Origin of the sequence: Micromonospora sp. L31, assembly GCF_052068075.1 — a bacterium.
Taxonomy (GTDB): Bacteria; Actinomycetota; Actinomycetes; order Mycobacteriales; family Micromonosporaceae; genus Micromonospora; species Micromonospora purpureochromogenes.
In genome coordinates this window covers 458,822-484,417 of record NZ_JBQHDC010000002.1, presented here as the reverse complement: position 1 = coordinate 484,417, position 25,596 = coordinate 458,822, and the positions used below count along the sequence as shown (strand labels likewise).

Sequence of the window (25,596 nt, the reverse complement as noted above, 5' to 3'; positions counted from 1 at the left end):
TCCCGCAGGTTAGCCCGCCGGTACGACAGCCCGACCGGTCAGCCCCGCACCACCAGCAGCGGGATGGTCAGCTCCGCCGCCGTGTCCGCCCCGTGGTACGCCACCAACCGGGACACCGCCGGCGGCTCGGAGCGGCTGGCCAGCACGGCGTACGTGCCGTGGCAGGTCACCACGACGTCGCCGACGCGTCGCAGGTGCTCCTCCGGCACCGGGCCGAACCGCCCGGCGGCCACCGCCTCCGCCCGGGTCTCCACCCGGGCGGCCGGGCCGAGCACCGCCGACCAGGCGGCCACCACGTCGCCGACGGCGCCCGGCTCGACGTGCAGGTAGCGCACCCGCGGCTCTCCGGCGACGACCCGCACCCCGGCCCGCAGCCGGGAGTCGGTGTCCAGGTCGAAGCGGTGCGCGGCGGGCACGTCGAGCTGCCCGTGGTCGGCGGTGACCAGCAGCGCGGCGTCCGGCGGCAGCCCGTCGACGAGCCGGGCGAGCAGCGCGTCCACCTCGGCGGCGGCGATCCGCCAGGGCGCGGAGTCGACGCCGGTGAGGTGACCGTGCCGGTCCAGGTCGGGGTGGTAGCCGGAGACCAGGGTCGGCCCGGGGCCGGCGGCGAGCGCGGCGAGCATCGTCGCCGCCAGGGCGTCCACCCCGGTGGCGCCCCGGTAGTCGCCGCCCCGGTTGGCGGCCAGGGTCAACCCGCTGCCGGCGAACTCGGGGCGGCTGACCACGGTCACCGCGACGCCGGCCGCCCGGGCCCGCTCCCACTGGGTACGGACCGGCTGCCAGGTCAGCGGCTCCGGGTCACCGGCCCACTCGATGTGGTTGAGCACCCGGTCGGTGCCGGGCACCCGGACGGTGAAGCCGAGCACCCCGTGCGGCCCGGGCGCGACGCCCGCGCCGAAGCTCACCAGGCTGGTCGGGGTGGTGGAGGGAAAACCCGAGGTCAGCGGCCGACCGACGGTGGCGGCGAGCCCGGCCAGGGTCGGCGCGTACGGCGCGGCCGTCGGGATCTGGTACCAGCCGAGCCCGTCGACCAGGAGCACGGCGATCCGCCGCACCCCGGCCAGCCGGGGGGTGAGCCCGAGCAGGTCGACCGCGCCGGGCACGCCGAGCACCGCCAGCGCGCTGGGCACCACGTCGGCGAGGCTGCCACCGCCGTAGCGGGGCGCCACGACGTCCAGCGGATCGGCCGGTGCGGCGGAGGTCATGCCGTCATGCCGGCCGGCGGGCGAACAGGTGCAGCTGGGCGGCGAGGTCCCGGTACGGCGACCGGGCGGCGAGGGCCCGTTCCAGCTCGACCAGGCTGCCCGGCTGGCCGTCGGCCACGGCGGCGGGGAGCAGGTCGGCGAGGACGCGTACCCCGTGGATCTCCTCGACGGTGAGCCCGGCGGCGCGCAGCAGCGCGGCGGCGCCGTCGGCGTCGAAGCGCCGGCGCAGGGTGTCGCGCGGCCCGGCGGAGCCGTCCGGGGCGGCGGCGAGCGCGGCGGCGACGTCCAGGTGGCCGGTCATCGCCCGGGCCAGCACGGCGGCGGCCCGGCCGGCGACCAGCACGCTGGCCGCGCCCCCGGGTCGCAGCGGGGCGGCCAGCGCGGTGACCACCGGCGTCGGGTCGTCGACCACCTCCAGCACGGAGTGGCAGAGCACCAGGTCGGCGCTGGCCGGTTCGACCAGCCCGGCCAGGGCGTCGCCGTCGCCCTGCACGGCGCGTACCCGGGCGGCGACCCCGGCCTCGGCGGCCCGGCGGGTCAGCGCGGCGAGCGCGTCGGGGCTGGCGTCGACCACGGTGACCCGGTGCCCGGCCTGGGCGAGCGGGACGGCGAAGCCGCCGGTCCCACCGCCGACGTCGAGCACGGTCAGCTCGGCGCCGGCACGTCGGTCCAGCTCATCGGCGAGGACCGACCAGATGACAGCGGTACGGGGGGTCAGCGGCGGCCCGGTGAACCGGCCTCGGGTGGTCTGCTCCACCCGGTCGAGCCTAGTCACCCGCGCCACCGGACCCCCCGCAGGCGGTACCGCGCTGGTCAGGACTCGCCGCCGGCGGCGGGGTCCTCCTCCGCGCGGGACCGGTTCGCGTTGGCCACCGGGCCGTCGTGGACCTGGTACTCGCGCGTCTCCACGTCCTGCGCCGGCGCCCATCCGGCCGCGAGCCGGGTGCGCCGGGCGTTCGCCACGCCGCCGGTGTGCATGCTGTTCGACGTCATCGCGTCTTCCCCCTTGCCGCGAGCGGGCCACTCTGCCCGCACGTGCCGGCAGTCTCCCGCCTGGCGTCCGAGGAAACCGTAATGTGGATCACTGGAATCAGCGGAAATCCCGGGACGCCGGGCTGACCGGTGGCTCGATGGCGTCCAGCCGGTCCGCAGTGAGGCTGGTGACTCCCTCGTGCCGCTGCAACCGGCCTCGCACCACCAACGCCGCGCTGGTGCGGGCAATTCGACGGTAGCGCTGCCACAGCCCCGGGGAGCAAGTGACATTGAGCATCCCCGTCTCGTCCTCCAGGTTGAGGAAGGTGACCCCGCCGGCGGTCGCGGGCCGCTGCCGGTGGGTGACGATCCCGCCGACCCGGATCCGCCGGCCCGGCTCCACCCGGCCGAGCCGGGCGATCGGCACCGCGCCGAGGGCGTCGAGCCGGTCGCGGATGAACCGGGCCGGGTGGCTCTCCGGGGACAGCCCGGTCGCCCAGACGTCGGCGACCAGCCGGTCCACCGCCTCCATCCCGGGCAGGGTGGGCGCGGCCGTCCCGGTCACCGTGCCGGGCAGCCGGCCCGGCCGGTCCTGGGCCGCCGCGCCGGCGGCCCAGAGCGCCTGCCGCCGGGTCAGCCCGAAGCACGCGAAGGCGTCCGCGGTGGCCAGCGCCTCCAGCTGCGCGGCGGTGAGCCCGACCCGCCGGGACAGCTCCGGCATGTCCCGGTACGGCCCGTGCGCCGCCCGCTCCGCCTCGATCCGCTCGGCCACGTCCTCGCCGAGGGTACGCACGCTGCCGAGCCCGAGCCGGACGGCCGGCCCGCCCAGCCCCCAGGCGTGCGGCGGCTCCCCCGGCTGGCTCCCCCACCGGGTCTCCGGCGTCGACTCCAGCACCGCCTTGGCCCCGCTGGCGTTGATGTCCGGCCGGCGTACCTCCACGCCGTGCCGACGAGCGTCGTCGACCAGGGTCTGCGGCGAGTAGAAGCCCATCGGCTGGGCGTTGAGCAGCGCGGCCAGGAACGGCCCCGGGTGGTAGCGCTTGAGCCAGGAGCTGGCGTAGACCAGGTAGGCGAAGCTCATCGCGTGGCTCTCCGGGAAGCCGTAGCTGGCGAAGGCGGTGAGCTTGCGGTAGACGTCGTCGGCCAGCTCGCCGGTGATGCCCCGCTCGGCCATCCCGGCGTAGAGCCGGTCGGCGATCTGCGCCATCCGCTCCACCGAGCGCTTGGACCCCATCGCCCGGCGCAGCTGGTCGGCCCCGGCCGCGTCGAAGCCGGCCAGGTCGATCGCGAGCTGCATGAGCTGCTCCTGGAACAGCGGCACGCCGAGGGTCTTCTCCAGCGCGTTGCGCATCAGCGGGTGCGGGAAGGTCACCGGCTCCTGGCCGTTCTTGCGCCGGATGTACGGGTGCACCGAGCCGCCCTGGATCGGGCCGGGCCGGATCAGCGCCACCTCGACCACCAGGTCGTAGAACTCGCGGGGCTTGAGCCGGGGCAGGGTGGCCATCTGGGCGCGGCTCTCCACCTGGAACACCCCGACCGAGTCGGCCCGGCAGAGCATGTCGTAGACCTCGGGGTCGTCCAGCGTCATGTCGCCCAGGTCGAGGGTCATCCCGATCATGTCGTAGCCGTAGTGCAGCGCGGAGAGCATGCCCAGGCCGAGCAGGTCGAACTTGACCAGGCCGACGGCGGCGCAGTCGTCCTTGTCCCACTGGAGCACGCTGCGGCCGGGCATCCGGCCCCACTCCACCGGGCACACCTCGATCACCGGCCGGTCGCAGATCACCATGCCGCCGGAGTGGATGCCCAGGTGCCGGGGGAACGTCTGCAGCTCGTTGGCGTACGCGACCACCTGCTCGGGGATGTCCTCGACGTCGACCGACGCCACCGAGCCCCACCGGTCGATCTGCTTGCTCCAGGCGTCCTGCTGGCCGGGTGAGAAGCCGAACGCCTTGGCCACGTCCCGCACCGCCGAGCGGGGCCGGTACGAGATGACGTTGGCGACCTGCGCGGTGTGCTCCCGGCCGTACCGGGTGTAGACGTGCTGGATCACCTCCTCCCGGCGGTCGGACTCGATGTCCACGTCGATGTCGGGCGGGCCGTCGCGTTCCGGGGCGAGGAAGCGCTCGAAGAGCAGCCGGTGCCGGACCGCGTCCACGTTGGTGATCCGCAGCGCGTAGCAGACCGCCGAGTTCGCCGCCGAGCCCCGACCCTGGCAGTAGATGTCCTGCTCACGGCAGAACGTGACGATGTCGTAGACCACCAGGAAGTAGCCGGGGAAGCCCAGCTCCTCGATCATCTTCAGCTCGTGCTCCAGCTGTGCGTACGCCTCCGGGTGCGCCTCGGGCGGGCCGTAGCGTTCCCGGGCGCCCTGCATCGTCAGGTGGCGCAGCCAGCTCATCTCGGTGTGCCCCGGCGGCACCGGGTACGCCGGCAGCTGCGGCGCGACGAGCTGGAGGTCGAAGGCGAGTTCGGCGCCGAACTCCGCGGCCCGGGCCACCGAGCCCGGGTACGCGGCGAACCGCGCCGCCATCTCCGCGCCGCTGCGCAGGTGGGCGGTGGCGGCGGCGGGCAGCCAGCCGTCGATCTCGTCCAGGCTGCGCCGGGCCCGGACGGCGGCCAGGGTGGTGGCGAGCCGGCGCCGGGCCGGGGTCGCGTAGTGCACGTTGTTGGTGGCCACCGTGGGCAGCCCGGCGGCGGCGGCCAGCTCGGCCAGGGCGTCGTTGCGGTCGGCGTCGACCGGGTGGCCGTGGTCGGTCAGCTCCACCGCCACCGTCTCGGCGCCGAAGAGGGCGGTGAGCCGGTCCAGCTCGCGGGCCGCCGCGTCGACGCCCTCGGTGAGCAGCGCGCCCGGCACGTGCCCCTTGCGGCAGCCGGTCAGCACCAGCACGTGGTCGCGCAGCTCGGCGGCGACCTCCTCCAGCTCGCCGTAGACCGGGCGGCCCTTCTCCCCGCCGCGCAGCTGGGCGCGGGCGATGGTGGTGGCCAGCCGGGCGTACCCCTCGTGGCCGTGGGCGAGCACCAGCAGGTGGGCGCCGTGCGGGTCGGGCTCGCCGTTCTGCGGGCCCGGCAGCCCGAGGGAGAGTTCGGCGCCGAAGATCGTCGGCAGGTGCAGCGCGCGGGCCGCCTCGGCGAAGCGGACCACGCCGTAGAAGCCGTCGTGGTCGGTGACGGCGAGCGCGGTGAGCCCCAGCCGGGCGGCCTCCTCGGCCAACTCCTCGGGATGGCTGGCGCCGTCGAGGAAGCTGAAGTTGGTGTGCGCGTGCAGCTCGGCGTAGGGCACCGTGCCGTCCGGGTGGGGCAGCTCGGGCGCCTCGTACTGCTGGCGCTTGCGGCTCCAGGCCGGGGCGTCGCCGCCGTCGGCGTCGACCGCGAGCGGGTCGACCACGTGCAGGTGCCGCTCCTCGCGCGACCGCCCACCCCGCGGCCGCCCGCCGCCGCCCGACCCGCCGCCGCCCGACCCGCCGCCGGGCCGCCCGGAGAGCACCCGTTCCAGCTCTGACCAGGGCAGCTTGGGGTTGTGGAAGCTCATCGGGCCGCCCCCGCGGGCGACCGGGTCCCGACGGCCGGCTCCACCGGGGCAGCCGCCCCCGACCCGGAGCGGACCGACCGGTCGGGCGCGCCAGCTCCGCAAGGGAACCGCCCCGGACCGGACGGGACCGGCTCAGTCATAGATCGCCTCCACCAGCCACTGGCCGGCCTCCACCGCCAGCAGCAGGGCAGCGCCGTCGGCCAGGCAGACCTGGAACCGGGCCCGGCGCCGGGCCTCGGCCGGCGCCCACCAGCGCTCGTCCACGGGCCACGGGCCGGCCCAGCCGACGATCTCGACCGGTCGGGCCGTGCCGACGGCCAGCCGGGCCGGCGCGGCGCTCACCGCCAGGCGCGCGCTGACCACGACCGGCTCGCCGGCGGCGTCGTGCACGGTCGCGGCGAGCGGGGTGGGCAGCACCACGGCCGGTGCGGGCGGCGGCAGCCGGCCCGGCCACGGCGGGACGGCGCTCCCCCCGCCGGCCGGACCGCCGCCGCCAGCGCCACCGGCAGCGCCGCCGCCAGCGCCACCGGCAGCGCCGCCGCCAGCGCCACCGGCGACCCGGCCGGTGCCCGTGGCCCGACCCCCACCGTCGGCCCGGTGGGCGCCCAGGGCCGGCTCGCCGGGCAGCGGGGGTGGGCCGGGGCGGGCGGGGAGCCGTTCGTCGCCCCAGGGGACCAGGTGGGTCTGGTCGGCCGGGGAACGACCGCCGCCGAGCACGGCGGTGACCACCGACTCCGGGCCGAGGATGCCCTGCACCCGGCTCAACGCCCGATACGCCCGCTCCCGCTCCTCGCCGGTCTCCCCCCACAGGCCGGGTTGCAGCCCCGCCTGGGCCAGCACCCCGTCGGGGACCAGCCGCAGCCGGACGATCCCGGCGGTCGGCCGGGCCGGGCGGGCGCCGGCCCGGCCGGTGCTGCCGGAAAGCCAGCCGTCGAGCTGCCAACGGACCCGGTCGGCGATGGCCGCGGCGCTGAGCAGGCCGTCGTGCCGCCAGACCCGGTGCAGCTCCTGGCCGTGCGCGGTGACCGCCTCGATGCCGAGCCGGGTGCAGGCCAGCCCGTGCGCGGCGAGCCGGTCGTGCAGCCGCTCGGCGAGCGCGCGGGCGGCGAAGGCGGCCGCGTCGACCCGGTCGAGCGGCTCGTCGTGGTCGGCGGTCACCGCCAGGTCGACCGGGGGCTGCCGGACGGCCAGCGGGCGGTCGTCCCGCCCGGCGGCGAGCCGGTGGGCCAGCGCCCCGTCGAGGCCGAACCGGGCCAGCACGTCGCCGGCGGGCAGCGCCGCGAAGTCGCCGAGGGTACGCACGCCGAGCCGGCGCAGCAGGTCGGCCAGCGCGGGACGACCGAGCGCCTCGACCGGCAACCCGGTCAGGAACTCCGGCGTCCCGCCCGGCGGTACGACCCGGCCGGCGCGCGCGGCCAGCCCGGCGGCGAAGACCCCGTCGGCGATGCCGACCTGACTCTCCACCGCGCAGGCCTGGGCCACCTGCTCGACGATCCGTTCGGCGGCCGCCTCCTCACCGCCGAGGTAGCGGCTGGGACCCCGGGCGGCCACCGCGCAGGCGCCGGGGCGTACCACCTCGACGCCGGCGACGACCTCCTCGACGGCGGCGACCACCGGTTCGAAGGCGCGGGCGTCCCGCCCCGGGTCGTGGTCGACGACGGTCAGCTGCGGGCAGCGCCCCTGCGCCTCCCGCCGGCGCAGGCCCCGCCGCACCCCCTCGGCGCGGGCCTGCTCGGAGCAGGCCACCACCCGGTTGGCGTGCAGCACGGCGACCGGGCCGGTGGCGGGCACCCCGTCGACGATCTCGGCGGCGATGACCGGCCAGTCCGGACACCAGAGCAGCAGGGTGCGCACCGGCGTGCCGGTCACGCGGACCCGACCACGGTGAGCGCGCCACGCCGGGGGCGGCCGACGCCGTCCGCGACCGCCGGCCGGGGGATGACGCGGGTGAGCCCGTCACCGGGCAGCCAGACCTTGATCTCCTTGGGCCGGGCGGCCGCCCCGCGCCCGCGCGCCGACACGGTCACCTCACGGCGGCGCAGCCGGCCCCGGCCCGACCCCAGCCCCTCCCAGACCCCGCGGACCACCTGGAGAGTGACGTCCGCGCCGTCCCACCGGCCGTACGGGACGAGCACGCTGCCGCGCTGCCGGGCCCGGGCGGCGAGCCGGTTGGCGACCGAGGCCGAGACAGTCTGCGGCACGGCGGTCACCACCACGTCGACCCCGTCGATCAGCGCCGCCACGACGGTGGGCCACTCCGGGCCGGGGTCGGGCACCAGGGCGAGCCGGTCCAGCGCGATCCCGATCTCGGCGGCCGCGCCGGCCCCGAAGGTCGGCACCCCGACCACCGCGCACCAGGAGCCGGCCCGGGACGCCTCGGCGAGCAGCGCCAGGACCAGGGAGGTGCCGCCGCTGCGTCGGGGTTGGCCGGCGGAGACCGCGATCGTGCTGCCCCGGCGCAGCCCGCGGTTGGGGAGCAGGCCGGTCAGCTCGGGCGCCACCGGGAGCACCCGGTGGCCGCCGGCCGGATCCGGCGCGCTCGCCGGGCGCACCAGATCGGCCAGTGCGGCGGAACCGACCACCATGCGGCCCGCCATGGGACCAACCCCCCGTCGTGTTTCTGCTGGATCAGGTGTCGCTGTCGGATGGGACGCCGGATGTGCCCGGCGGGGGAACCCGGGCGGGTGCCGGGTCAGGCGGCGAGGCCGTCGAGGGTCGGTTGGTGAGCCAGGCCGAGCGCGGTCTCCACCACCGAGACGAACTGCTCGGCGGCCCGGAGCAGGTCGTCGGCCTCCCGGGCGCTCACCACGCGGGGTATCCCCGCCTCGGCGGCGGCCCGCTTGCCGGCGCCAGCGGCGAAGTAGGCGGACCACTCGTCGAGCTCGGGGGCGACCGTGGAGAGCAGGACCCAGACGCTGGTGATCCGGTGGCGGCGGGCGGGGGCGGGGCGGGCGCGGGCGGCGAGCAGGGCCGCGGCCGCGCGCAGCGCGGCGAGGTGGGCGGCGGCGTAGCGCAGCCCGTCGGGGCGGGTCTGGGCGGCCTCGCTGAGCCCGATCCGAGCCACCGCGAGGAGCTGGGCCGGGGTGCGGTGCGGCAGCACGTGCGCGGGCACCGTCGGTGCCTGGGCCGGGTTGGTCGGCATGACTGTCTCCTCCGCGTGACCGGGGCGGGCGCGGCGCGCGGCGGAAGGATCCGTCGGCGGGCGCCCGGAGCGGGTGGTGCGGAGGAAGACGCACCGGATGGGGGCCGGCCGGGTGTGGACGCTTCCCCACACCACACCCGGCCGGCGAACCGGCGGGTTCGTCGTCCGCCGCCCGGGGGTCGTGGGCGGCGGACGACGATCCTGCCTTGACGGGACCGGGCTCGCGACTGCCCGGAACCCGGTGCGGTCCGCGAAACCGCACCTCTCCCGGAAGCCGGAGCCGCGAAACACCGCTCCCGGGTGTTGGAACGGGCGTACGACTCAATCGAACACTCGTTCTAACTGCTCTGACAGTACACCCTCCCTCCGACGAAAACGCAACGTGTGGCGTCCGGCGGGTACGCCACCGCCGCGCTCGTCCGGGGCGCGGACGCGCGGGACCGGCTGGCCACCCTGGACGGGCACGAGGCGCTGGTGGTCGACGCCGCCGGCAGGGTGGCACCACCACCACCGCCGGCTGGCCGGGGCGGGGCCGGCACGCGCGATCGGCTGGCCGGGGCGATAGGGGCTAACGGTGGGTGACGACCCACCTCGACTCTGCCGTCATGACCGTGCGTGACGGCTTCGTCCGGTGTGGCTCCGGCCCGCCCGGCGTCCCGCCGGCCCGTCTCGTCGTTGACCAGGGCGGGCGCCCGAAGACCGCCAGGGGCGGCACCAGCTCTCGCGCCCCCTTTGCTCTGCTGCCGCCGACGCAACAGTGACACCGCGTGCCTGTCGCGTCCGGGGCAGCAGAGCAAAGGACGAACGGGGGGTGCGGCCTGCCGGAAGCCCGGGTGACGCCGCGTGACGGTGACCGGGTCGTCGTCGCCCGCCGCCCCGACACCCACCACATCGGCCGGACCGGCCGGACCGGCCGGCTCCACCGGATGCCGCCCGCCGCGCACGGCACCCGCCACGCCGACCGGACCCAACCGGCTCCACCGGGCCGGGGCGTACCGGGAAGAATGGGGGCATGCAGCCACACCCGAACGTGCAGGCGGTGCAGGCGGCCCTGGACGGCGCGGGCGCGCGTGACAGCGCGGGCGCGCCCAGCCTGGTCCGTCTGCTGCCCGAGGCGGTCCACACCGCGGCCGCGGCCGCCGCGGCGCTCGGCGTCGACGCCGGCGCCATCGCCAACTCGCTGGTCTTCGAGGCCGACGGCGAGCCCCTGCTGGTGCTGACCTCCGGCGCGCACCGGGTGGACACCGCCGAGCTGGCCGCCCGGCTGGGGGTCACCCGGCTGCGCCGGGCCACCCCGGAGTTCGTCCGGGAACACACCGGCCAGGTGATCGGCGGGGTCGCCCCGGTGGGCCACCCGCGCCCGCTGCGCACCCTGGTCGACACCGCTCTGCAGGAGTACGCCGAGATCTGGGCGGCCGGCGGGGTGCCCCAGGCGGTCTTCCCCAGCACGTACGCGGACCTGCTGCGGATCACCGCCGGCACCCCGACCGAGGTGGCGTGAGCGAGCCCGGTGGGGCGACTGCCGGCGACACGGTTCCCGAGCTGGTCACCCTGCACGTGTGGCGGATCTCCCGGGCCGCGCTGCCCCGGGCGCTCACCCGGATGGCGCTCGACCCGCGCCGGCTGCGCGCCACCCCCGGCGTACGGTTCGGCAAGCTGCTCGGCACCGGGACCGGCACCGGCTTCGGGCCCGGCGACGCCGACCTGACCCGGTGGGCGGGGCTGATCGTCTGGGACTCCCCCGACGCCGCCGACGGCTTCGACGCCTCCCCGGTCGGCCGGGCCTGGGCCCGGATCGCCCGGGCCGCCGTCCGGGTCGACCTGCGCCCGGTGAGCAGCCGGGGCGAGTGGTCCGGCCGGCGCCCGTTCGGCGACCCGCCCGGCGGCCGGGTCGGCGGACCGGTGCTGGCGCTCACCCGGGCCCGGCTGCGGCCCCGCCGGGCGGCCACCTTCTGGACGGCGATCCCCCCGGTGGCCGCCGCGCTGCACGCCGCGCCCGGGCTGCTCGCCCGGTTCGGCGTCGGCGAGGCCCCGCTGGGCTGGCAGGGCACGGTCAGCGTGTGGCGTGATCCCGCAGACCTCGTGGCGTTCGCGTACCGTCACCCGGAGCACCGCGCCGCGATCAGCCGCACCCCCACCGAGGGGTGGTACGCGGAGGAGCTCTTCGCGCGGTTCGAGGTGCGCGACGTGGTCGGCGACCGGACGGTGCTGGGGTGGGTCGCCGACGGCGACGCGGCAACGGTGAAGGGACACGCATGAGGTTGGTGCGGTGGACGCCGGACGATCTCGTCCGGCGGCTGGACGACGTGGTCGCCGTCTACGGGGAGGCGATGAACTACCGCACCGACCTGCTGGAGGCCCGCCGCGGCTACATCGCCACCCACGTGCGCCGCCCCGGCTTCCGCGCCGTCGCCAGCCTCACCACCGACGGCCGGCTGGCCGGCTTCGGGTACGGCTACCTGGGCGCGCCCGGGCAGTGGTGGCACGACCAGGTGCACCGGGCACTGGACCCGGAGGCCCGCCGGCGCTGGCTGACCGACTGCTTCGAGGTGGTGGAGCTGCACGTCCGGCCACCGGCGCAGGGGCACGGCCTGGGCACCCGACAGTTGACCGCCCTGCTCACGCTCGCCGAGGGCGCCACCACCCTGCTGTCCACCCCTGAAGCCGACGAGCAGACCTCGCGCGCCTGGCGGCTGTACCGGCGGTTCGGCTTCGTCGACGTGTTGCGGCACTTCCAATTCCCCGGCGACGAGCGGCCCTTCGGCGTGCTCGGCCGGGACCTGCCGCTGGCCGTGGCCGACCCGGCCGCCACAGTGCGGTCCGGCCCGGCCGCGCCGTGATCCGACGGCGAGCCCCCTGGGCGTTGCTGACTGTCCTCGTCCTCGCCCAGATCTGCTACCCGCTCACCACCGGCACGACCCGGGCCCGGCTGACCGTGGCCACCGTGCTGCTGGGCTACCTGCTCGCGGTCGGCCACGCCCTGCTGCGCCGCGGCCCGCGTACGGCGGGGGCGCTGGTCGCGGTGGCCACCGGCGGCGGCTTCGCAATCGAGGCCCTGGGGGTCGCCACCGGCTTTCCGTTCGGCAGCTACGACTACTCCGGCGAACTCGGTCCGAAGCTGGCCGGGGTCCCGCTGATCATCCCGCTGGCCTGGACCTGGATGGCGTGGCCCGCCTGGCTGGCCGCCGTCCGGCTGACCTCGTCCGGGCCCGGGCGGATCGCGCTGGCCGCCGTCGGGCTGGCCGCCTGGGACCTCTTCCTCGACCCGCAGATGGTGGCCGAGGGCTATTGGGTGTGGCGCGACGCCGACCCGGCCCTGCCCGGGCTGCCCGGCATCCCGGTCAGCAACTACCTGGGCTGGCTGCTCTTCGCGGTGCTGCTGATGAGCGCGCTGCGCCCGCTGGCCGGGCCGTCCGTCGCGGTCACCGACTCCCGGGACGACCCGATGTTCGCGCTCTACCTGTGGACGTACTTCTCCAGCGTGCTGGCCCACGCGGTCTTCCTCGACCTGCCCGCCTCGGCGGCCTGGGGCGCGGCCGGCATGGCGGTGGCGGCGGTGCCGCTGGCGGTGACGCTGGTCCGCGCCGGCCGGCACGGCGACGACCGGCGGGCACCCCGCCGACCGGCGCGTCCCGGCGTCGACGCCACCGCATGAGCGCGGCGGTCCTCGCCCTGGTCCTCGCGCTCGCCGCGTTGACCGCGCACACCGGGGTCAACGCGGGCCGCTGGCTGCGCCGCCCCGCCGGCGGGCCGGTCGAGGTCACCGAGCCGGTGGCGGTGCTGCTGCCGCTGCGCGACGAGGCGGCCCGGCTCACGCCCTGCCTGCGGTCGCTGCTCGCCCAGCGGGGGGTGCCGCGGCTGCGGATCGTGGTGCTGGACGACGGGTCCACCGACGGGACCGCCGACGTGGTCCGCGCCGTGGCCGGCGACGATCCCCGGGTCACCCTGCTCACCGGGGTCACCCCGCCACCGGGCTGGCTGGGCAAGCCGCACGCCTGCCACCAGCTCGCCGGCCGGGCCGATCCGACCGCCACCGCGCTGGTGTTCGTCGACGCCGACGTGGTGCTCACCCCGTACGCCGTCGCGGCGGCGGTCACCGAGCTGCGCGCCGCCGGGGCGACGCTGCTGTCGCCGTACCCCCGGATCGTGGTGCGGACGGCGGCCGACCGGCTGGTGCAGCCGCTGTTGCAGTGGTTGTGGCTGACCTTCCTGCCGCTGCGCGCGATGGAACGCTCGCCGCGGCCGTCGCTGGCCGCCGTCGGCGGGCAGTTCCTGGTGATGGACCGGGCCGGCTACGACCGGGCCGGCGGGCACGCCGCGGTGGCCGACAAGGTGCTGGAGGACATCGAGCTGGCCCGGGCGGTCAAGCGCTCCGGCGGGCGGATCGCCCTCGCCGACGGCTCCCGGTTGGCCGCCTGCCGGATGTACGAGGACTGGCCGCAGTTGCGCGACGGCTACACCAAGTCGCTCTGGGCCTCCTTCGGTCACCCGGCCGCGGCGGCGGTCGTGGTGGCTCTGCTGCTCCTGCTCTACACCGCTCCCCCGCTGGTCGCCGTCGCGGCTCTGGTTGCCGGCGCGCCGTTGTCGGCCGCGCTCGCCACCGGCGGCTACCTGCTCGGGGTCGCCGGGCGGGTGCTCAGCGCCCGGGCCACCGGTGGACGGGCCTGGCCCGACGCGCTGGCACACCCCGTGTCGGTCGTGGTCCTCGGTTGGCTGACTTTGCGGTCGTACCATCTGCGGAAGCGGCGACGTCTGTCCTGGCGGGGCCGCCCGGTCAGCTAGGAGGACGCGGCATGGCGCGGATCGTGGTCGTCGGCGCCGGGGTGGGCGGCCTGGCCGCCGCCGCCCGGTTGGCCGTCACCGGGCACGAGGTCACCGTCTTCGAAAGCGCCGACACCGTCGGCGGCAAGCTCGGCCGGTACGCGCACCACACCCCGGCCGGCTCGTTCCACTTCGACACCGGCCCCAGCCTGTTCACCCTGCCCCAGGTCTTCCACGATCTGTTCGGGGCCACCGGGGCCAAGCTCGACGAGTACCTCGACCTGGTGCCGCTGGACCCGATCGTGCGGCACGTCTTCCCCGGCGGCGGGCCGGTGCTGGACTCCTGCGCCGACCCGGCCGAGTTCGCCGCCCGGATCGGCGCGGCCCTCGGCGACCGGGCGGCCGCCGACTGGCAACGGCTGTGGCGCCGGGCCGCCCGGGTCTGGGAAGCCTCGCACCGGGACATCCTGCGCCGGGCCGTCGGCTCGCCGCGCGACCTCGCCGCGCTGGCCTGGCGGCTGGGCGACCTGGCCGCCATCGGTCCCGGCCGCAGCCTGCGCGGGCTGGGCCGGTCGCAGCTGTCCGACCCGCGGCTGCGGATGCTGCTCGACCGGTACGCCACCTACACCGGCGCCGACCCGCGCCGCGCCCCGGCCGCGCTGGTCGCCGTCCCCTACGCCGAGCTGACCTTCGGCGGCTGGTACCTGCGCGGCGGGCTGGGCACCCTGGCCGACGCGCTGCTGTCGCGCTGCCTGGATCTCGGCGTGGTCGTGCAGACCGGCGCCACGGTCACCCGGATCGACGCCGCGGGCGGCCGGGTGCACGGGGTACGCCTCGCCAGGGCCGCCGCGCCCGTCCCCGCCGACGTGGTGGTGGCCAACACCGACGCGCTCACCCTCTACCGGGACCTGCTGCCCAGCCCGCGCCGGCTGGCCGGGCTGACCGACCGCAGCCTGGCCGGCTTCGTGCTGCTGCTCGGGGTACGCGGCGACTCCGGGCTGGCCCACCACAACGTGTTCTTCCCGCGCGACCACGACGCCGAGTTCGACGCGGTCTTCGGCGACCCGGGGCGGGGCGTACGGGCGCGACCGGCGGTCGACCCGACCGTCTTCGTCACCGTCGCCGACGACCCGATGGTCCGCCCGGACGGGCACGAGTCGTGGTTCGTGCTGGTCAACGCCGCCCGCCACGGCACCGCCGCGGGGGCGGTGGACTGGCGCCGGCCGGGGCTGGCCGAGGCGTACGCCGACCGGATCCTCGACGTGCTCGCCGAGCGGGGCGTCGACGTCCGGGACCGGCTGGTGTTCCGGGAGGTGCGTACCCCGGCCGACCTGGACGCGGCGACCGGCGCGCCGGGCGGCACGATCTACGGCACCGCGGGCGGGCTGCTGCGCCCGGCCAACCGGGGCCCGGCCCACGGGCTCTGGCTGGTCGGCGGCTCCAGCCACCCCGGCGGCGGCCTGCCGATGGTGGCCCTCTCCGCGCAGATCGTCGCCGAGGAGATCGGCCCGGCCTGGTAGCCGCCGTCAGCCGGCGTCGACCAGGGCGCGGCGCACGGTCGACAGCAGCTGCCCCAGGCCGAACCCGGCCAGCAGCACCCAGACCGCGGTGGCCATGGCGATGGTGCCGGCGGCCAGATCCGGGTCGATCAGGCCGGTCAGGCCGGCCAGCAGCAGCCCCACCAGGGCCACGCAGACCCGGGTCGGGCGCTCCCCCACGGTCACCGCGCCGATGTCGCGCATCCCGGCGGCGACCGCGCGGGCCCGCACGTACTCGTGCAGCCAGGACAGCGCGCCGCCGGCGACCACCAGCGCGCCCGGCGCGCCGACCAGCCAGAACGCGGCCAGCCAGGCGACCTCACCGAGCCGGTCGGCGAGCGAGTCGTAGACGTAGCCGAGGCGGGTGGTCCGGTTGGTGGCCACCGCCACCGCCCCGTCGACGCTGTCCGCCACCGAGGCGAGCAGCACGAACAGCGCGCCCACGATCGGCCCGTTGACCGACCGTACGGAGAACAGCGGCACGCAGAGGCAGAGCAGCACACCGGCGACGGTCACCGCGGTCGGGGTGATCCGGAGCCGGCCCAGGATGTATCCCACGTGGTAGGCGAAGCGCAGCCAGGCCCGGACCACCGGCGCGGCGGCACGCGGGTCGAAACCGCCGTGCAACCGTGCCCAGGCGGTGGCGTAGTCGTCCCACTTCAGCTGTGTGCCCACCATCGGTCAACCGTCGTGGCGTGGTTCAGGTGGCGGGGTGCCCGCGTTCACACCCGGGCGCCGGCCTGGAGACTGCGCCAGACCTCCCGGGTGGCGGTGGACCGGTTGAGGGTGATGAAGTGGATCCCCGGCACCCCCTCGTCCAGCAGCCTGGCGCACATCTCGCTGGCCTGCTCGATGCCGAGCCGACGCACCGCCTCCGGGTCGTCGGCCACCCGCTCGAAGCGCTCGGCGAGGGCGGGCGGGAACGGCGCCCCGGACAGCTGCACGGACCGCTCGATGGTGCCGATCTGGGTCACCGGCATCACGCCGGCCAGGATCGGGGTGTCGCAGCCGGCGGCGGCGACCCGGTCCCGCAGCCGCAGGTAGTCGTCGGCGTCGAAGAACATCTGGGTGATCGCGAACTCGGCGCCGGCCCGGCACTTGCGGACGAAGTGGGCGGTGTCGCTGGCCACGTCCGTCGAGCGCGGGTGCTTGTACGGGAAGGCGGCCACGCCGACGCTGAAGTCCCCGGCGTCGCGGACCAGCCGGACCAGTTCCTCGGCGTAGAGCACGCCCTCGGGGTGGCGGACCCATTCGCCGCCCGGGTCGCCGGGCGGGTCGCCGCGCACGGCGAGCACGTTGCGCACCCCGACGCCGGCCAGCCGGCCGATGACGTTGCGCAGCTCGGCGACCGAGTGGTTGACCGCGGTCAGGTGGGCCATCGGCAGCAGGGTGGTCTCGGTGGCGATCCGCTCGGTCACCGCCACCGTGGTGTCCCGGGTCGACCCGCCCGCGCCGTAGGTGATGGACACGAACGAGGGACGCAATGATTCCAGCTCCCGGATGGCCTGCCAGAGCAGCCGCTCGCCCTCGGGCGTCTTGGGCGGGAAGAACTCGAAGGAGAAGGTCGGCTGGCGCTCACGGATCAGCTCCCCGATCGCCGGCTGGGGATTGGGGAGGACGGAGGGAAGACCGAGCGCCACGACCCGACTCTAGCGGGCGGCGGCCCGCCGACCCACGATCTTCCCATCGCGGTATCGACGACGGTCTCCGAATGCCGGCGGGCCGCTCGGTACGGCGACGCACGGCGGGTCCGACGCGACGTCGTACCCCCGGGGTAGACAGGGGCCAGCGCGGGTGGCGCCGGTCGGGGCCGGCGCCCGGGGGCACGCGCGGGGGTCAGCACCGACCGACGGCGCGCCGTCCCGTCCCGCGGGGCGGCCGGCGTCGCCGCGCCGACGCCCGACCGGAGGACCGATGACCCCGCCCGACCCGCGCCTGCTCGGGCCGCTGATCGCCCAGCTGCGGCTGGCCCGCGGCTGGAGTCAGCAGCGGCTCGCCGCCGAGCTCTGCGCCGCCTCCGGCGCGGCCACCGTGACCCGGCACGAGATCTCCCGCTGGGAGCGCCAGGCCCGGGTGCCGGGCGACCGCTGGCTGCGCCGGCTCGCCCTCGTGCTCGACGCGCCGGCCGGGCTGCTGGTCGAGGCCGCCGGGCGCAGCCGGCACCACGGCCCGGTGGGCGCGGGCGGGTCCCGGTCCCGGTCGGCCCTGCTCGCGCTGGCCCAACGCTGGGTGGCCGACCCGTACGCTCCGCTGCTGGTCGCGCCGGCGGCGCACCGGTCCGCCCCGGCGGGCGCACCCGGCCGGTCCGACCCGGGCGGGCCGGCCGGCCCCGGCGAGCTGGCCGAGCTGCGCCGGCTCGACGACCTCACCGGCGGCGCCGACCTGGCGCTGGCCGCGGCGTACCGGCTGCGGCGGGCGGCCCGGGCGCTGGCCGGGGCGGGTCCGGCCGAGCGGCGGCGGCTGCTGCCGGTGCTGGCCGAGACGGCCCAGCTCGCCGGGTGGCTGCACGCCGACGCCGGCGACCCCACCGCCGGGCTCGACGCCTACCGGCTCGGCCTGCGGGCCGCCGCGGCGGCCGGTGACCCGGCGCTCGCCGGGCACGTGCTCGGGTCGGCCAGCCATCTGCTGGCCGGGGCCGGCGACCCGGAGGGCGCGCTGTTGCTGGCCCGCACCGCGTACGCGGGGGCCCGGCGGTCGGCCGGTCCGGGGCTGCGGGCGCTGCTGCTGCACCGGGTGGCGCTGGCGGCCGCGCTGGGCGGGCGGGCCCGGGCCGCCCGGCAGGCCCTGGACGCGGCGCGGCGGACGGCCGGCGCGGTCGAGCCGGGTGCCGAGCCGGCCTGGCTCTACTGGCTCGACGACACCGAGCTGGCGGCGATGACGGGCCGCGCCCTGGTCGCGCTCGGCCGACCCCGGCCGGCCCTGCCGCTGCTGCGCGCCGCCCGGCGCGGTGGCCGGCCCCGCCGGACGGCGGTCTACGGCGGCTGGCTGGCCCGCGGCCTGCTCCAGCTCGGCGAGGTGGAGCAGGCCTGCGCGGTGGCCGGGGCCGCGCTGCTGGACGCGGTCCGCGCCGGGTCGGCGCGGGCCGCGACCCCGCTGGTCGAGCTGGAGCGGCGGCTGGCCGCGCACCGCACCGAGCCGGCGGTACGCCGCTACGCCGCGCTGCTCGCCGACGCCCGCGGCTTCCTGCCCCGCGGCCCGGTCACCGCCCCCTCCCGACCGCCCGCGCCCGGGCGGCGGGGCGGCACGGCGGGCGTGGCGGGCGCGACGCGCCGGCCCGGTGGGGGGACGCGGCCAACCCCGACCGGCTAGCGTCGGTACGTGACCCACGCTGCTCCCGTCTCCCCCGTCGACCGCGCCGGTCTGCGTCAGCGCGTCGACAAGGCCCTGGCCGAGTTCCTGGCCAACCAGCGCACCTGGATGACCGGCGTCGACGACGCGCTGGTGCCCGTCGCCGAGGCGATCGAGGCGTTCGTGCTGGGCGGCGGCAAGCGGCTGCGCCCGGCGTTCGGCTACTGGGGGTACCGGGGCGCTGGCGGGGTCGACTCCGACCACGTGGTGACCGCGCTGGCGGCGTTGGAGTTCGTGCAGGCCAGCGCCCTGATCCACGACGACCTGATGGACCGCTCCGACACCCGTCGCGGCGAGCCGGCGGTGCACCGGCGGTTCGCCGCCCGGCACCGGGCGGCCGGCTGGGGCGGCGACCCGGACGGGTTCGGCGACGCGGCGGCGATCCTCCTCGGCGACCTCTGCCTGGTCTGGTCGGACGAACTGCTGCACTCCGCCGGCCTGGATCCGCGGACGGTGGCCCGGGCCCGGCCGGTCTTCGACGAGATGCGCACCGAGGTCACCGTCGGGCAGTACCTGGACGTGCTGACCCAGGTCACCGGGGACACCTCGCTGGAGCGGGCCGGCAAGGTCGCCCGGTACAAGTCGGCCAAGTACACGGTCGAGCGGCCGCTGCTGCTCGGCGCCGCGCTGGCCGAGGCGTCGGCGGACGTACGGGCGGCGTACTCGGCGTACGGGCTGCCGCTGGGCGAGGCGTTCCAGCTCCGCGACGACGTGCTGGGGGTCTTCGGTGACCCGGCGCAGACGGGTAAGCCGGCCGGCGACGACCTGCGCGAGGGCAAGCGCACCTACCTGGTGGCGGCGGCCGTGGAGGCGACCGACGACGCCGGTCGGGAGCTGCTGCTCGGCCAGTTGGGCGATCCTGGGCTGGACGAGGCCGGAGTGACGCGGCTGCGGGAGCTGATCAGCGCCAGCGGCGCGCTGGCCCGTACCGAGCAGCGGATCGTCACCCTCACCGACGCCGCGCTGGCCGCGCTGACCACGGTCGACCTCGACACCGAGGCCCGCCAGGCCCTGGTCGACCTCGCCATCGCCGCCACCCGCCGCGCCGACTGACCCCCTGCCCCCTCCCCTTGCCAGAGTTGATCATGAAGTTGTCGCCCCGACACACCGGTGCCGGCGGCAACAACTTCATGATCAACGGGGCGTTGGGACCCGGGGAGGGTCAGAAGCCGAGGGCCTGGGCGCGGCGTTTGACCTCGCGGGCGTGGTCGCCGCCGAGGGTGGCCGCGGCGGTGCCGCCGGAGAGGGTGTCGTCGGGCTCGTAGAGCCAGCGCAGGGCGGCCTCGTCGTCGTAGCCGGCGTCGGCCAGCAGGTTCAGCACGCCGGGCAGGTGCTTGAGCGCCGTCTTGTTCGCCACCAGGTCGACGGGAATCCGGCGGACGCCGTCGCGGCGGACGGCGATCAACTCCCGGTCACGGATCATCTGGTGGACCTTGCTGATCGACAGCTCGAGGCGCTCGGCCACCTCGGGCAGGGTCAGCCAGGCGGCCGGGTCGGACGGGCCGGCGAGAGCGGCGCCGGAAGCCTGGTCGGCGGGTACGGAATCGGTCACCCGACCACCCTGCCACGTCGCCCCGACCCGGGCGCAACGGCACCCCGGGTGGCCTGCGACAGCACGGCGGGACGGACCGGATCGTGTCCCGGCTGTAGCATCCTGTTCAACCTTCACCCTCCGGACACATAGACTGCCTGCCGATGGACACACAGGTCGCCGACACGTTGCTGGGCTCGCTGCTCGACGGGCGTTACCGCATTCGCGGGCGCGTCGCGCGCGGCGGGATGGCGACCGTGTACACCGCCACCGACGAGCGCCTGGAGCGCACCGTGGCGGTCAAGATCATTCACCCGACCCAGGCGCCGGAGGCCCGCGGCCGGACGGCCGGGTTCATGGCGCGGTTCACCGACGAGGCGAAGACGATCGCCCGGTTGACCCACCCGAACGTGGTGGCGGTCTACGACCAGGGCACCCACGGCGGGCTGCCGTACCTGGTGATGGAGTACGTCCGGGGCCGCACCCTGCGCGACGTGCTGGCCGAACGGCGCCGCCTCAACCCGGACGAGGCGCTGGCGATCATGGAGCAGATGCTCGCCGCGATCGCCGCCGCGCACCGGGCCGGGCTGGTCCACCGGGACGTGAAGCCGGAGAACGTGCTGGTCGCCGAGGCGCCCACCGGCGGCGTGGCGAACCTCGTCGACAGCGTGGTGAAGGTCGCCGACTTCGGCCTGGCCCGCGCGGTCGAGGCCAGCGCCGAGGAGGAGAACGGCAACCAGCTCATGGCGACCGTCGCGTACGTGGCGCCGGAGCTGGTCACCGACGGGCACGCCGATCCGCGCACCGACGTCTACTCGGCCGGCATCGTGCTGTTCGAGATGCTCACCGGGCGGGTCCCGTACGACGGGGACCGGCCGGTGGACGTCGCCTGGCAGCACGTCGACCGGGACGTACCGGCCCCGTCGACCCTGGTACCCGCGCTGCCCAAGGCACTCGACGACCTGGTGGCGCGGGCCACCCGGCGCGACCCCGGCGCCCGCCCGACCGACGCCGGCGCCCTGCTGGCCGAGGTGCAGGTGGCCCGGGACGACCTGGGCAACCCGAACACGCACACCGCCGTGCTGCGCCCGGTGGGCGACGAGACCTCGGCGGTGGCGCAGCCGACCATGGTCGTGGCGGCGGTCCACCCGGTCCAGCGGCCCGCCTGGGCACGGCTGCCCGAGGGGGGCCAGCAGCGGCCGCACCGCCGTCGGGCCGCCCCGGAGTCGGACCTCGGGGCCCGGTTCGCGGCGCTGCGCACCCGCCTGATGGGCAGCCCACGCGGCCGGCTCTCGGTCGCCGCCGCGGTGGTGGCGCTCGGCCTGCTCGCCGCGCTGGGCGGCTGGTGGGTCGGGGTGGGGCGCTACACGGTCGCCCCGGAACTGGTGAGCCTGAGCAAGGCCGAGGCGCAGGCGCAGGCGGACCGGGCCGGTTTCACCCTGGTCTACGCCGAGCCCCGCTACGACGAGAAGACCCCCCGGGACAGCGTCGTGGCGCAGGATCCGGTCTCGGCCGCCAAGATCCTCAAGGGTGGCACCATCACGCTCACCCTGTCGCTGGGCCCGGAGCGGTTCCCGGTGCCGGACGTGGTGGGCAAGGAGTTCGAGCTCGCCGAGGTGGATCTGACCAGCGCGAAGCTGCTGGTGGCCAAGGGCACCCCCCGCTACGACGACAATCTGCCGGCCGGGGTGGTGCTGGAGACCAACCCGAAGGTCGGCGCCGAGGTGAAGCCGGGCACGAAGATCACCCTCATCCTGAGCAAGGGCCGGGCGCCGATCTCGGTGCCGAACCTGCTCGGCAAGAACGTCAACGAGGCGCGGGCGGCGCTGGCCCAGCTCGGCTTGGTGCCGGTGGAGACGTACAAGGACTCGGACAAGCCGAAGGACGAGATCCTCGGGCAGAGCCCGGCCAACGGCGCCGGAGTCGAGAAGGGCGCCCAGGTCCGGCTCGAGGTCAGCAAGGGTCCGGCCCAGGTGATCATGCCCCGGGTGGTCGACCTGCCGTGCCCGCAGGCCAAGCAGCAGCTGGAGAGCCAGGGCTTCCCGGTGACCGTGCAGTTCAACCCGAACGGAATCGTCCGGTTCCAGAACCCGCCCGAGAACTCCCCGGTGCCGCCGGCCACGCCGGTCACCATCGGGTGCCTGTGACCATGCGACCCGTCGGCTCGCACACCCCCACCTCGGGCGGACTGGCCCGGGCGGCCCTGCCGTACGTCGACGCGGCCGGCTCCGAGGTGGTGCAGGTCTACGTCTCCAACTCGCGCGGCTGGGCGCTGCCGGCCGGCGACCCGGCCCAGGACGCGCTGTTCCGGGACGGCTGCGCCGAGCGGGACGTCCCGGTCTTCATCCACGCCTCACTGCTGGTGAACCTCGGCTCCCCGACGCCGGCGACGGTCCAGCGGTCGGCGGAGACCCTGGCGCACGCGCTGCGCCGGGGCCGGGCGATCGGCGCCCGGGGCGTGGTGTTCCACGCGGGCAGCGCGGTCGACGCGGGGCACGCCGAGGCCGCCATGCGGCAGGTCCGCGAGACGCTGCTGCCGTTGCTGGACGAGGCGGCGGCCGCGGGCGGGCCGATGCTGCTGGTCGAGCCGAGCGCGGGCGGGGGCCGCTCGCTGGCCTCGCGGGTCGAGCAGCTGGGCCCCTACCTGGACGCGGTGGACCGGCACCCCGGGCTCGGGGTCTGCTTCGACACCTGCCACGCCTGGGCCGCCGGGCACGACCTGGCCGCCGAGGGCGGCATGACGGCGACCCTGGACACCCTGGTGGCGACCGTCGGGGCGGACCGGCTGCGGCTGGTGCACGCCAACGACTCCAAGGACCTGTGCGGTTCCACCCGGGACCGGCACGAGAACATCGGCAAGGGCAGCATCGGCGAGCCCGCGTTCGCCGAACTGATGGCCCACCCGGCCACCGCCGGCGTCCCCGTGGTGGTGGAGACCCCCACCGAGAAGCACGAGGGCCACGCCGCCGACATCGCCACCCTCAAACGCCTCCACCCCTGACCCACCCCCGCGGCCCCGCGGCCCCGCTCGGGCGGGCGAACGCGGCCGAGCCCCGGGCCGGGTCGGCGCGGGGCTCGGGTGCGGAGGTGGGTCAGGCGCGCAGCAGGCGGGTGAGGATCTCCACCGCGCGGTCGATCCCGGCGTCGTCGACGTCCATGTGGGTGACCAGGCGAGCGGTGCGCGGGCCGAGCACCGAGACCAGCAGGCCCTCGGCACGGGCGGCGGTGGCCAGGGCCTTCGCGTCCAGCGGGTGCTTGGTCAGGTCCAGCGGGACCAGGTTGGTCCGGACCGGCGCGGTGAGCACCCCGAACGGGGCGACCGCCTCGGCCAGCCGGGCGGCCTTGGCGTGGTCCTCGGCGAGCCGGGTGACGTGGTGGGCCAGCGCGTACCGGCCGGCGGCGGCGAGGACGCCGACCTGCCGCATGCCGCCGCCCATCCGCTTGCGGATGAACCGGGCCCGGTCGATCTTCTCGGCGCTGCCCAGCACCAGCGAGCCGACCGGGGCGCCGAGGCCCTTGGACAGGCAGACCGACAGCGTGTCGAAGAGCGTGCCGTACTCGGCCAGCGGCACCCCGTCGGCGACGTGCGCGTGCCAGATCCGGGCCCCGTCGCAGTGCAGCGCCAGCCCGTGGTCGTCGGCGACCCGGCGCAGCTCGCGCAGGGTGGTCAGCGGGATCACCCCGCCGCCGCCCCGGTTGTGGGTCTGCTCGACGGCGATCGCCCGGGTGGGCACCGCGAAGTACCCGTCGGGCCGCACCATGCCGGCGACCACGTCCGGGTCGATGTCCGCGCCGACCGCCGGCCAGGTCCGCGAGGAGATCCCGCCGTACGCGGCGGCGGCGCCGATCTCGTACGTGACGACGTGCGCGTCGGCGTCGCAGAGCAGCTCGTCACCGGGGGGCACGACGAGCTGGAGGGCGATCTGGTTGGCCATCGAGCCGGTCGGGGCGAACAGCGCCGCCTCGTGCCCGAAGAGCGCGGCGACCTCGGCCTCCAGCGCGGCGACTGTCGGGTCCTCGCCGTAGACGTCGTCGCCGACCTCGGCGGTGGCCATCGCCTCCCGCATCCCGGCGGTGGGCCGGGTCACCGTGTCGGACCGCAGGTCGATGAACTCAGCCACGCAGCATCTCCGCCACCAGGAAGGCCAGCTCCAGCGACTGCTGGGTGTTCAGTCGCGGGTCGCAGGCGGTTTCGTACCGATCGGGCAGGTCGAGGTCCTCGATGCCCTGGGCGCCGCCGAGGCACTCGGTGACGTCCTCGCCGGTCAGCTCCACGTGCAGGCCGCCCGGGTGGGTCTCCAGGCCGCGGTGCACCTCGAAGTAGCCGAGCACCTCGTCGACGATCCGGTCGAAGTGTCGGGTCTTGTAGCCGTTGGACGACTCGTGGGTGTTGCCGTGCATCGGGTCGCACTGCCAGACGACCTTGGCGCCGGCGGCGGTCACCTTGGCCACGATCGGCGGCAGCGCGTCGCGGACCTTGTGGTTGCCCATCCGGCTGATCAGGGTGAGCCGGCCGGGGACGTTGTCCGGGTTGAGCTTCTCGCAGAGCTCGATGGCCTCGTCCGGCGTGGTGGTCGGGCCGAGCTTGACGCCGATCGGATTGGCGATCCGGGAGATGAAGTCGATGTGCGCCCCGTCGAGCTGCCGGGTCCGCTCGCCGATCCAGAGGAAGTGCCCGGACAGCCCGTACGCCCGGCGGTCGGAGACCCGGGTGAGCGCCCGGTCGTACTCCAGGGCCAGGGCCTCGTGGGAGCAGTAGAGGGTGACGGTACGCAGCGCCTCGTCCTCGGTCATCCCGCAGGCGCGGATGAAGGCCAGCGCCCGGTCGATCTCCCGGGCGATCGCCTCGTAGCGCTCGCCGGCCGGCGAGTTCTTGACGAAGCCCTTGTTCCAGTCGTGCACGGCGTGCAGGTCGGCCAGCCCGCCGGCCAGGTACGCGCGGAGCATGTTCATCGCGGCGGCCGAGTTCGCGTACGCCCGGATCATGCGCTGCGGGTCGGCGATCCGCGCCTCCGGCGTGGCCTCCAGCGCGTTGATCATGTCCCCGCGGTACGCGGGCAGCCCACGGGCGTCGGTCGGCAGGGATCGGGGCTTGGTGTACTGGCCGGCGACCCGGGCGACCTTGACCACCGGCAGCGAGGCGCCGTAGGTCAGCACGATCGCCATCTGGAGCAGGGTGCGGGCGTTGGCCAGCAGGTGGCTCTCGGTGTTGTCGGCGAAGGTCTCGGCGCAGTCGCCGCCCTGGAGCAGGAACGCCTTGCCCTCGCAGACCAGCGCGAGGCGCTGCCGGAGCTGGTCGACCTCGTAGGGCGCGACCACCGAGGGTACGACGTCGAGCACCTTGCAGACCTCGGCCACCTGCGCCGGGTCGGGCCAGGGCGGGGTCTGTTCCCGGGGCAGGTCCCGCCAGCGGTCCAGGCCGAGGGCCGCGTCCTCGGCGGAGTCGACGGTGGGTCGGCTGGTCTGCAGCCCGGGGCTGCTCACGGCGGGGTAGCTCAGCTGATGCCACTCATGGCGCATGAGGGAAAGCGTACGGCGACGGTCGGGGTGACCGGCCGTCGAGGGGGACG

General features: G+C 76.3%; 22 protein-coding genes and 2 pseudogenes. 11 read left to right on the top strand and 13 right to left on the bottom strand.

Annotation, left to right across the window (positions count from 1 at the left end; genetic code table 11):
- Positions 1–38: 38 nt before the first annotated feature.
- From ACTMS9_RS08845 to ACTMS9_RS08810, 8 genes and pseudogenes are all read right to left on the bottom strand, one after another.
- A complete protein-coding gene (locus tag ACTMS9_RS08845) occupies positions 39–1,205 on the bottom strand; it encodes an alkaline phosphatase family protein (protein ID WP_441164640.1) in 1,167 nt (388 codons plus the stop codon).
- A gap of 4 nt (positions 1,206–1,209) precedes the next feature.
- Positions 1,210–1,980: a class I SAM-dependent methyltransferase gene (locus ACTMS9_RS08840; protein WP_441164639.1), complete on the bottom strand. Its 771-nt coding sequence runs from the start codon at positions 1,978–1,980 to the stop codon at positions 1,210–1,212.
- Between the two features lie 38 nt (positions 1,981–2,018).
- Positions 2,019–2,198: a hypothetical protein gene (locus ACTMS9_RS08835; RefSeq protein ID WP_088961103.1), complete on the bottom strand. Its 180-nt coding sequence runs from the start codon at positions 2,196–2,198 to the stop codon at positions 2,019–2,021.
- A gap of 97 nt (positions 2,199–2,295) precedes the next feature.
- Entirely contained in the window at positions 2,296–5,706 is a 3,411-nt protein-coding gene (locus tag ACTMS9_RS08830; RefSeq protein ID WP_441164638.1) for an error-prone DNA polymerase, read from the bottom strand.
- A 132-nt stretch (positions 5,707–5,838) separates the two neighbouring features.
- Positions 5,839–6,171: pseudogene (locus tag ACTMS9_RS08825) on the bottom strand (DNA polymerase Y family protein); the annotation flags it as partial.
- Positions 6,172–6,318: 147 nt separating this feature from the next.
- Positions 6,319–7,575: pseudogene (locus ACTMS9_RS08820) on the bottom strand (DNA polymerase Y family protein); the annotation flags it as partial.
- Complete coding sequence (locus tag ACTMS9_RS08815) at positions 7,572–8,303, bottom strand: hypothetical protein (RefSeq protein WP_441164637.1); 732 nt, start codon at positions 8,301–8,303, stop codon at positions 7,572–7,574. The pseudogene ACTMS9_RS08820 and the gene ACTMS9_RS08815, both read right to left, overlap by 4 nt.
- 95 nt (positions 8,304–8,398) lie before the next feature.
- Positions 8,399–8,848, bottom strand: coding sequence for an SAV_6107 family HEPN domain-containing protein (locus ACTMS9_RS08810; RefSeq protein WP_088961099.1), 450 nt, complete (start codon positions 8,846–8,848; stop codon positions 8,399–8,401).
- A 384-nt stretch (positions 8,849–9,232) separates the two neighbouring features.
- Between ACTMS9_RS08810 and ACTMS9_RS08805 the strand changes: the two genes are divergently transcribed.
- From ACTMS9_RS08805 to ACTMS9_RS08775, 7 genes are all read left to right on the top strand, one after another.
- Entirely contained in the window at positions 9,233–9,430 is a 198-nt protein-coding gene (locus ACTMS9_RS08805; RefSeq protein ID WP_441164636.1) for a hypothetical protein, read from the top strand.
- 430 nt (positions 9,431–9,860) lie between these two features.
- A complete protein-coding gene (locus ACTMS9_RS08800; RefSeq protein WP_357913360.1) occupies positions 9,861–10,349 on the top strand; it encodes a YbaK/EbsC family protein in 489 nt (162 codons plus the stop codon).
- A complete protein-coding gene (locus tag ACTMS9_RS08795; protein ID WP_441145240.1) occupies positions 10,346–11,107 on the top strand; it encodes a monooxygenase in 762 nt (253 codons plus the stop codon). Before ACTMS9_RS08800 ends, ACTMS9_RS08795 begins: the two co-directional genes overlap by 4 nt.
- Positions 11,104–11,688 carry a GNAT family N-acetyltransferase gene (locus tag ACTMS9_RS08790; protein ID WP_441145242.1) on the top strand — a complete coding sequence of 195 codons (585 nt, stop codon included), beginning with the start codon at positions 11,104–11,106 and terminating at the stop codon, positions 11,686–11,688. The genes ACTMS9_RS08795 and ACTMS9_RS08790 overlap by 4 nt, the downstream gene beginning before the upstream one ends.
- The gene (locus ACTMS9_RS08785; RefSeq protein WP_441164719.1) at positions 11,688–12,503 is read left to right on the top strand and encodes a carotenoid biosynthesis protein; all 816 of its coding nucleotides are present in this window, start codon (positions 11,688–11,690) and stop codon (positions 12,501–12,503) included. Before ACTMS9_RS08790 ends, ACTMS9_RS08785 begins: the two co-directional genes overlap by 1 nt.
- Entirely contained in the window at positions 12,500–13,630 is a 1,131-nt protein-coding gene (locus tag ACTMS9_RS08780; RefSeq protein WP_441164635.1) for a glycosyltransferase, read from the top strand. The genes ACTMS9_RS08785 and ACTMS9_RS08780 overlap by 4 nt, the downstream gene beginning before the upstream one ends.
- Before the next feature lie 11 nt (positions 13,631–13,641).
- A complete protein-coding gene (locus tag ACTMS9_RS08775; RefSeq protein WP_441164634.1) occupies positions 13,642–15,129 on the top strand; it encodes a phytoene desaturase family protein in 1,488 nt (495 codons plus the stop codon).
- Positions 15,130–15,135: 6 nt separating this feature from the next.
- Here the strand turns inward: ACTMS9_RS08775 and ACTMS9_RS08770 are convergent, their stop codons facing one another.
- Positions 15,136–15,825, bottom strand: coding sequence for a CDP-alcohol phosphatidyltransferase family protein (locus ACTMS9_RS08770; RefSeq protein WP_441164633.1), 690 nt, complete (start codon positions 15,823–15,825; stop codon positions 15,136–15,138).
- 44 nt (positions 15,826–15,869) lie between these two features.
- Positions 15,870–16,787, bottom strand: a complete 918-nt coding sequence (gene metF / locus ACTMS9_RS08765; protein ID WP_441164632.1) for a methylenetetrahydrofolate reductase [NAD(P)H] — start codon at positions 16,785–16,787, stop codon at positions 15,870–15,872.
- A gap of 274 nt (positions 16,788–17,061) precedes the next feature.
- Here metF and ACTMS9_RS08760 point away from each other — a divergent pair, with 274 nt between their 5' ends.
- Positions 17,062–18,456, top strand: coding sequence for a helix-turn-helix domain-containing protein (locus ACTMS9_RS08760; RefSeq protein WP_441164631.1), 1,395 nt, complete (start codon positions 17,062–17,064; stop codon positions 18,454–18,456).
- Between the two features lie 9 nt (positions 18,457–18,465).
- Positions 18,466–19,548, top strand: a complete 1,083-nt coding sequence (locus ACTMS9_RS08755) for a polyprenyl synthetase family protein (protein ID WP_441145254.1) — start codon at positions 18,466–18,468, stop codon at positions 19,546–19,548.
- A 109-nt stretch (positions 19,549–19,657) separates the two neighbouring features.
- Here ACTMS9_RS08755 and ACTMS9_RS08750 read toward each other — a convergent pair whose 3' ends face one another.
- Complete coding sequence (locus ACTMS9_RS08750; RefSeq protein ID WP_441145256.1) at positions 19,658–20,047, bottom strand: Rv2175c family DNA-binding protein; 390 nt, start codon at positions 20,045–20,047, stop codon at positions 19,658–19,660.
- A gap of 143 nt (positions 20,048–20,190) precedes the next feature.
- Here ACTMS9_RS08750 and pknB point away from each other — a divergent pair, with 143 nt between their 5' ends.
- Positions 20,191–22,173 (top strand): Stk1 family PASTA domain-containing Ser/Thr kinase, encoded by a 1,983-nt coding sequence (gene pknB, locus ACTMS9_RS08745; protein ID WP_441164630.1) that lies wholly within the window; start codon positions 20,191–20,193, stop codon positions 22,171–22,173.
- A gap of 2 nt (positions 22,174–22,175) precedes the next feature.
- Complete coding sequence (locus ACTMS9_RS08740) at positions 22,176–23,027, top strand: deoxyribonuclease IV (RefSeq protein ID WP_441145907.1); 852 nt, start codon at positions 22,176–22,178, stop codon at positions 23,025–23,027.
- A 91-nt stretch (positions 23,028–23,118) separates the two neighbouring features.
- Here ACTMS9_RS08740 and ACTMS9_RS08735 read toward each other — a convergent pair whose 3' ends face one another.
- Both ACTMS9_RS08735 and ACTMS9_RS08730 read right to left on the bottom strand, forming a co-directional pair.
- The gene (locus ACTMS9_RS08735) at positions 23,119–24,147 is read right to left on the bottom strand and encodes a threonine aldolase family protein (protein WP_441145260.1); all 1,029 of its coding nucleotides are present in this window, start codon (positions 24,145–24,147) and stop codon (positions 23,119–23,121) included.
- Positions 24,140–25,546, bottom strand: a complete 1,407-nt coding sequence (locus ACTMS9_RS08730) for a class II 3-deoxy-7-phosphoheptulonate synthase (RefSeq protein WP_280838227.1) — start codon at positions 25,544–25,546, stop codon at positions 24,140–24,142. Before ACTMS9_RS08730 ends, ACTMS9_RS08735 begins: the two co-directional genes overlap by 8 nt.
- Positions 25,547–25,596: the final 50 nt, after the last annotated feature.

Excerpts from the sequence above, each read along its gene's own strand:
- ACTMS9_RS08845 (WP_441164640.1), bottom strand. The coding sequence starts at position 1,205 with ATGACCTCCGCCGCACCGGCCGATCCGCTGGACGTCGTGGCGCCCCGC.
- ACTMS9_RS08835 (WP_088961103.1), bottom strand. The coding sequence starts at position 2,198 with ATGACGTCGAACAGCATGCACACCGGCGGCGTGGCGAACGCCCGGCGC.
- ACTMS9_RS08830 (WP_441164638.1), bottom strand. The coding sequence starts at position 5,706 with ATGAGCTTCCACAACCCCAAGCTGCCCTGGTCAGAGCTGGAACGGGTG.
- ACTMS9_RS08815 (WP_441164637.1), bottom strand. The coding sequence starts at position 8,303 with ATGGCGGGCCGCATGGTGGTCGGTTCCGCCGCACTGGCCGATCTGGTG.
- ACTMS9_RS08810 (WP_088961099.1), bottom strand. The coding sequence starts at position 8,848 with ATGCCGACCAACCCGGCCCAGGCACCGACGGTGCCCGCGCACGTGCTG.
- ACTMS9_RS08800 (WP_357913360.1), top strand. The coding sequence starts at position 9,861 with ATGCAGCCACACCCGAACGTGCAGGCGGTGCAGGCGGCCCTGGACGGC.
- ACTMS9_RS08790 (WP_441145242.1), top strand. The coding sequence starts at position 11,104 with ATGAGGTTGGTGCGGTGGACGCCGGACGATCTCGTCCGGCGGCTGGAC.
- ACTMS9_RS08780 (WP_441164635.1), top strand. The coding sequence starts at position 12,500 with ATGAGCGCGGCGGTCCTCGCCCTGGTCCTCGCGCTCGCCGCGTTGACC.
- ACTMS9_RS08775 (WP_441164634.1), top strand. The coding sequence starts at position 13,642 with ATGGCGCGGATCGTGGTCGTCGGCGCCGGGGTGGGCGGCCTGGCCGCC.
- ACTMS9_RS08770 (WP_441164633.1), bottom strand. The coding sequence starts at position 15,825 with ATGGTGGGCACACAGCTGAAGTGGGACGACTACGCCACCGCCTGGGCA.
- ACTMS9_RS08760 (WP_441164631.1), top strand. The coding sequence starts at position 17,062 with ATGACCCCGCCCGACCCGCGCCTGCTCGGGCCGCTGATCGCCCAGCTG.
- pknB (WP_441164630.1), top strand. The coding sequence starts at position 20,191 with ATGGACACACAGGTCGCCGACACGTTGCTGGGCTCGCTGCTCGACGGG.
- ACTMS9_RS08740 (WP_441145907.1), top strand. The coding sequence starts at position 22,176 with ATGCGACCCGTCGGCTCGCACACCCCCACCTCGGGCGGACTGGCCCGG.
- ACTMS9_RS08730 (WP_280838227.1), bottom strand. The coding sequence starts at position 25,546 with ATGCGCCATGAGTGGCATCAGCTGAGCTACCCCGCCGTGAGCAGCCCC.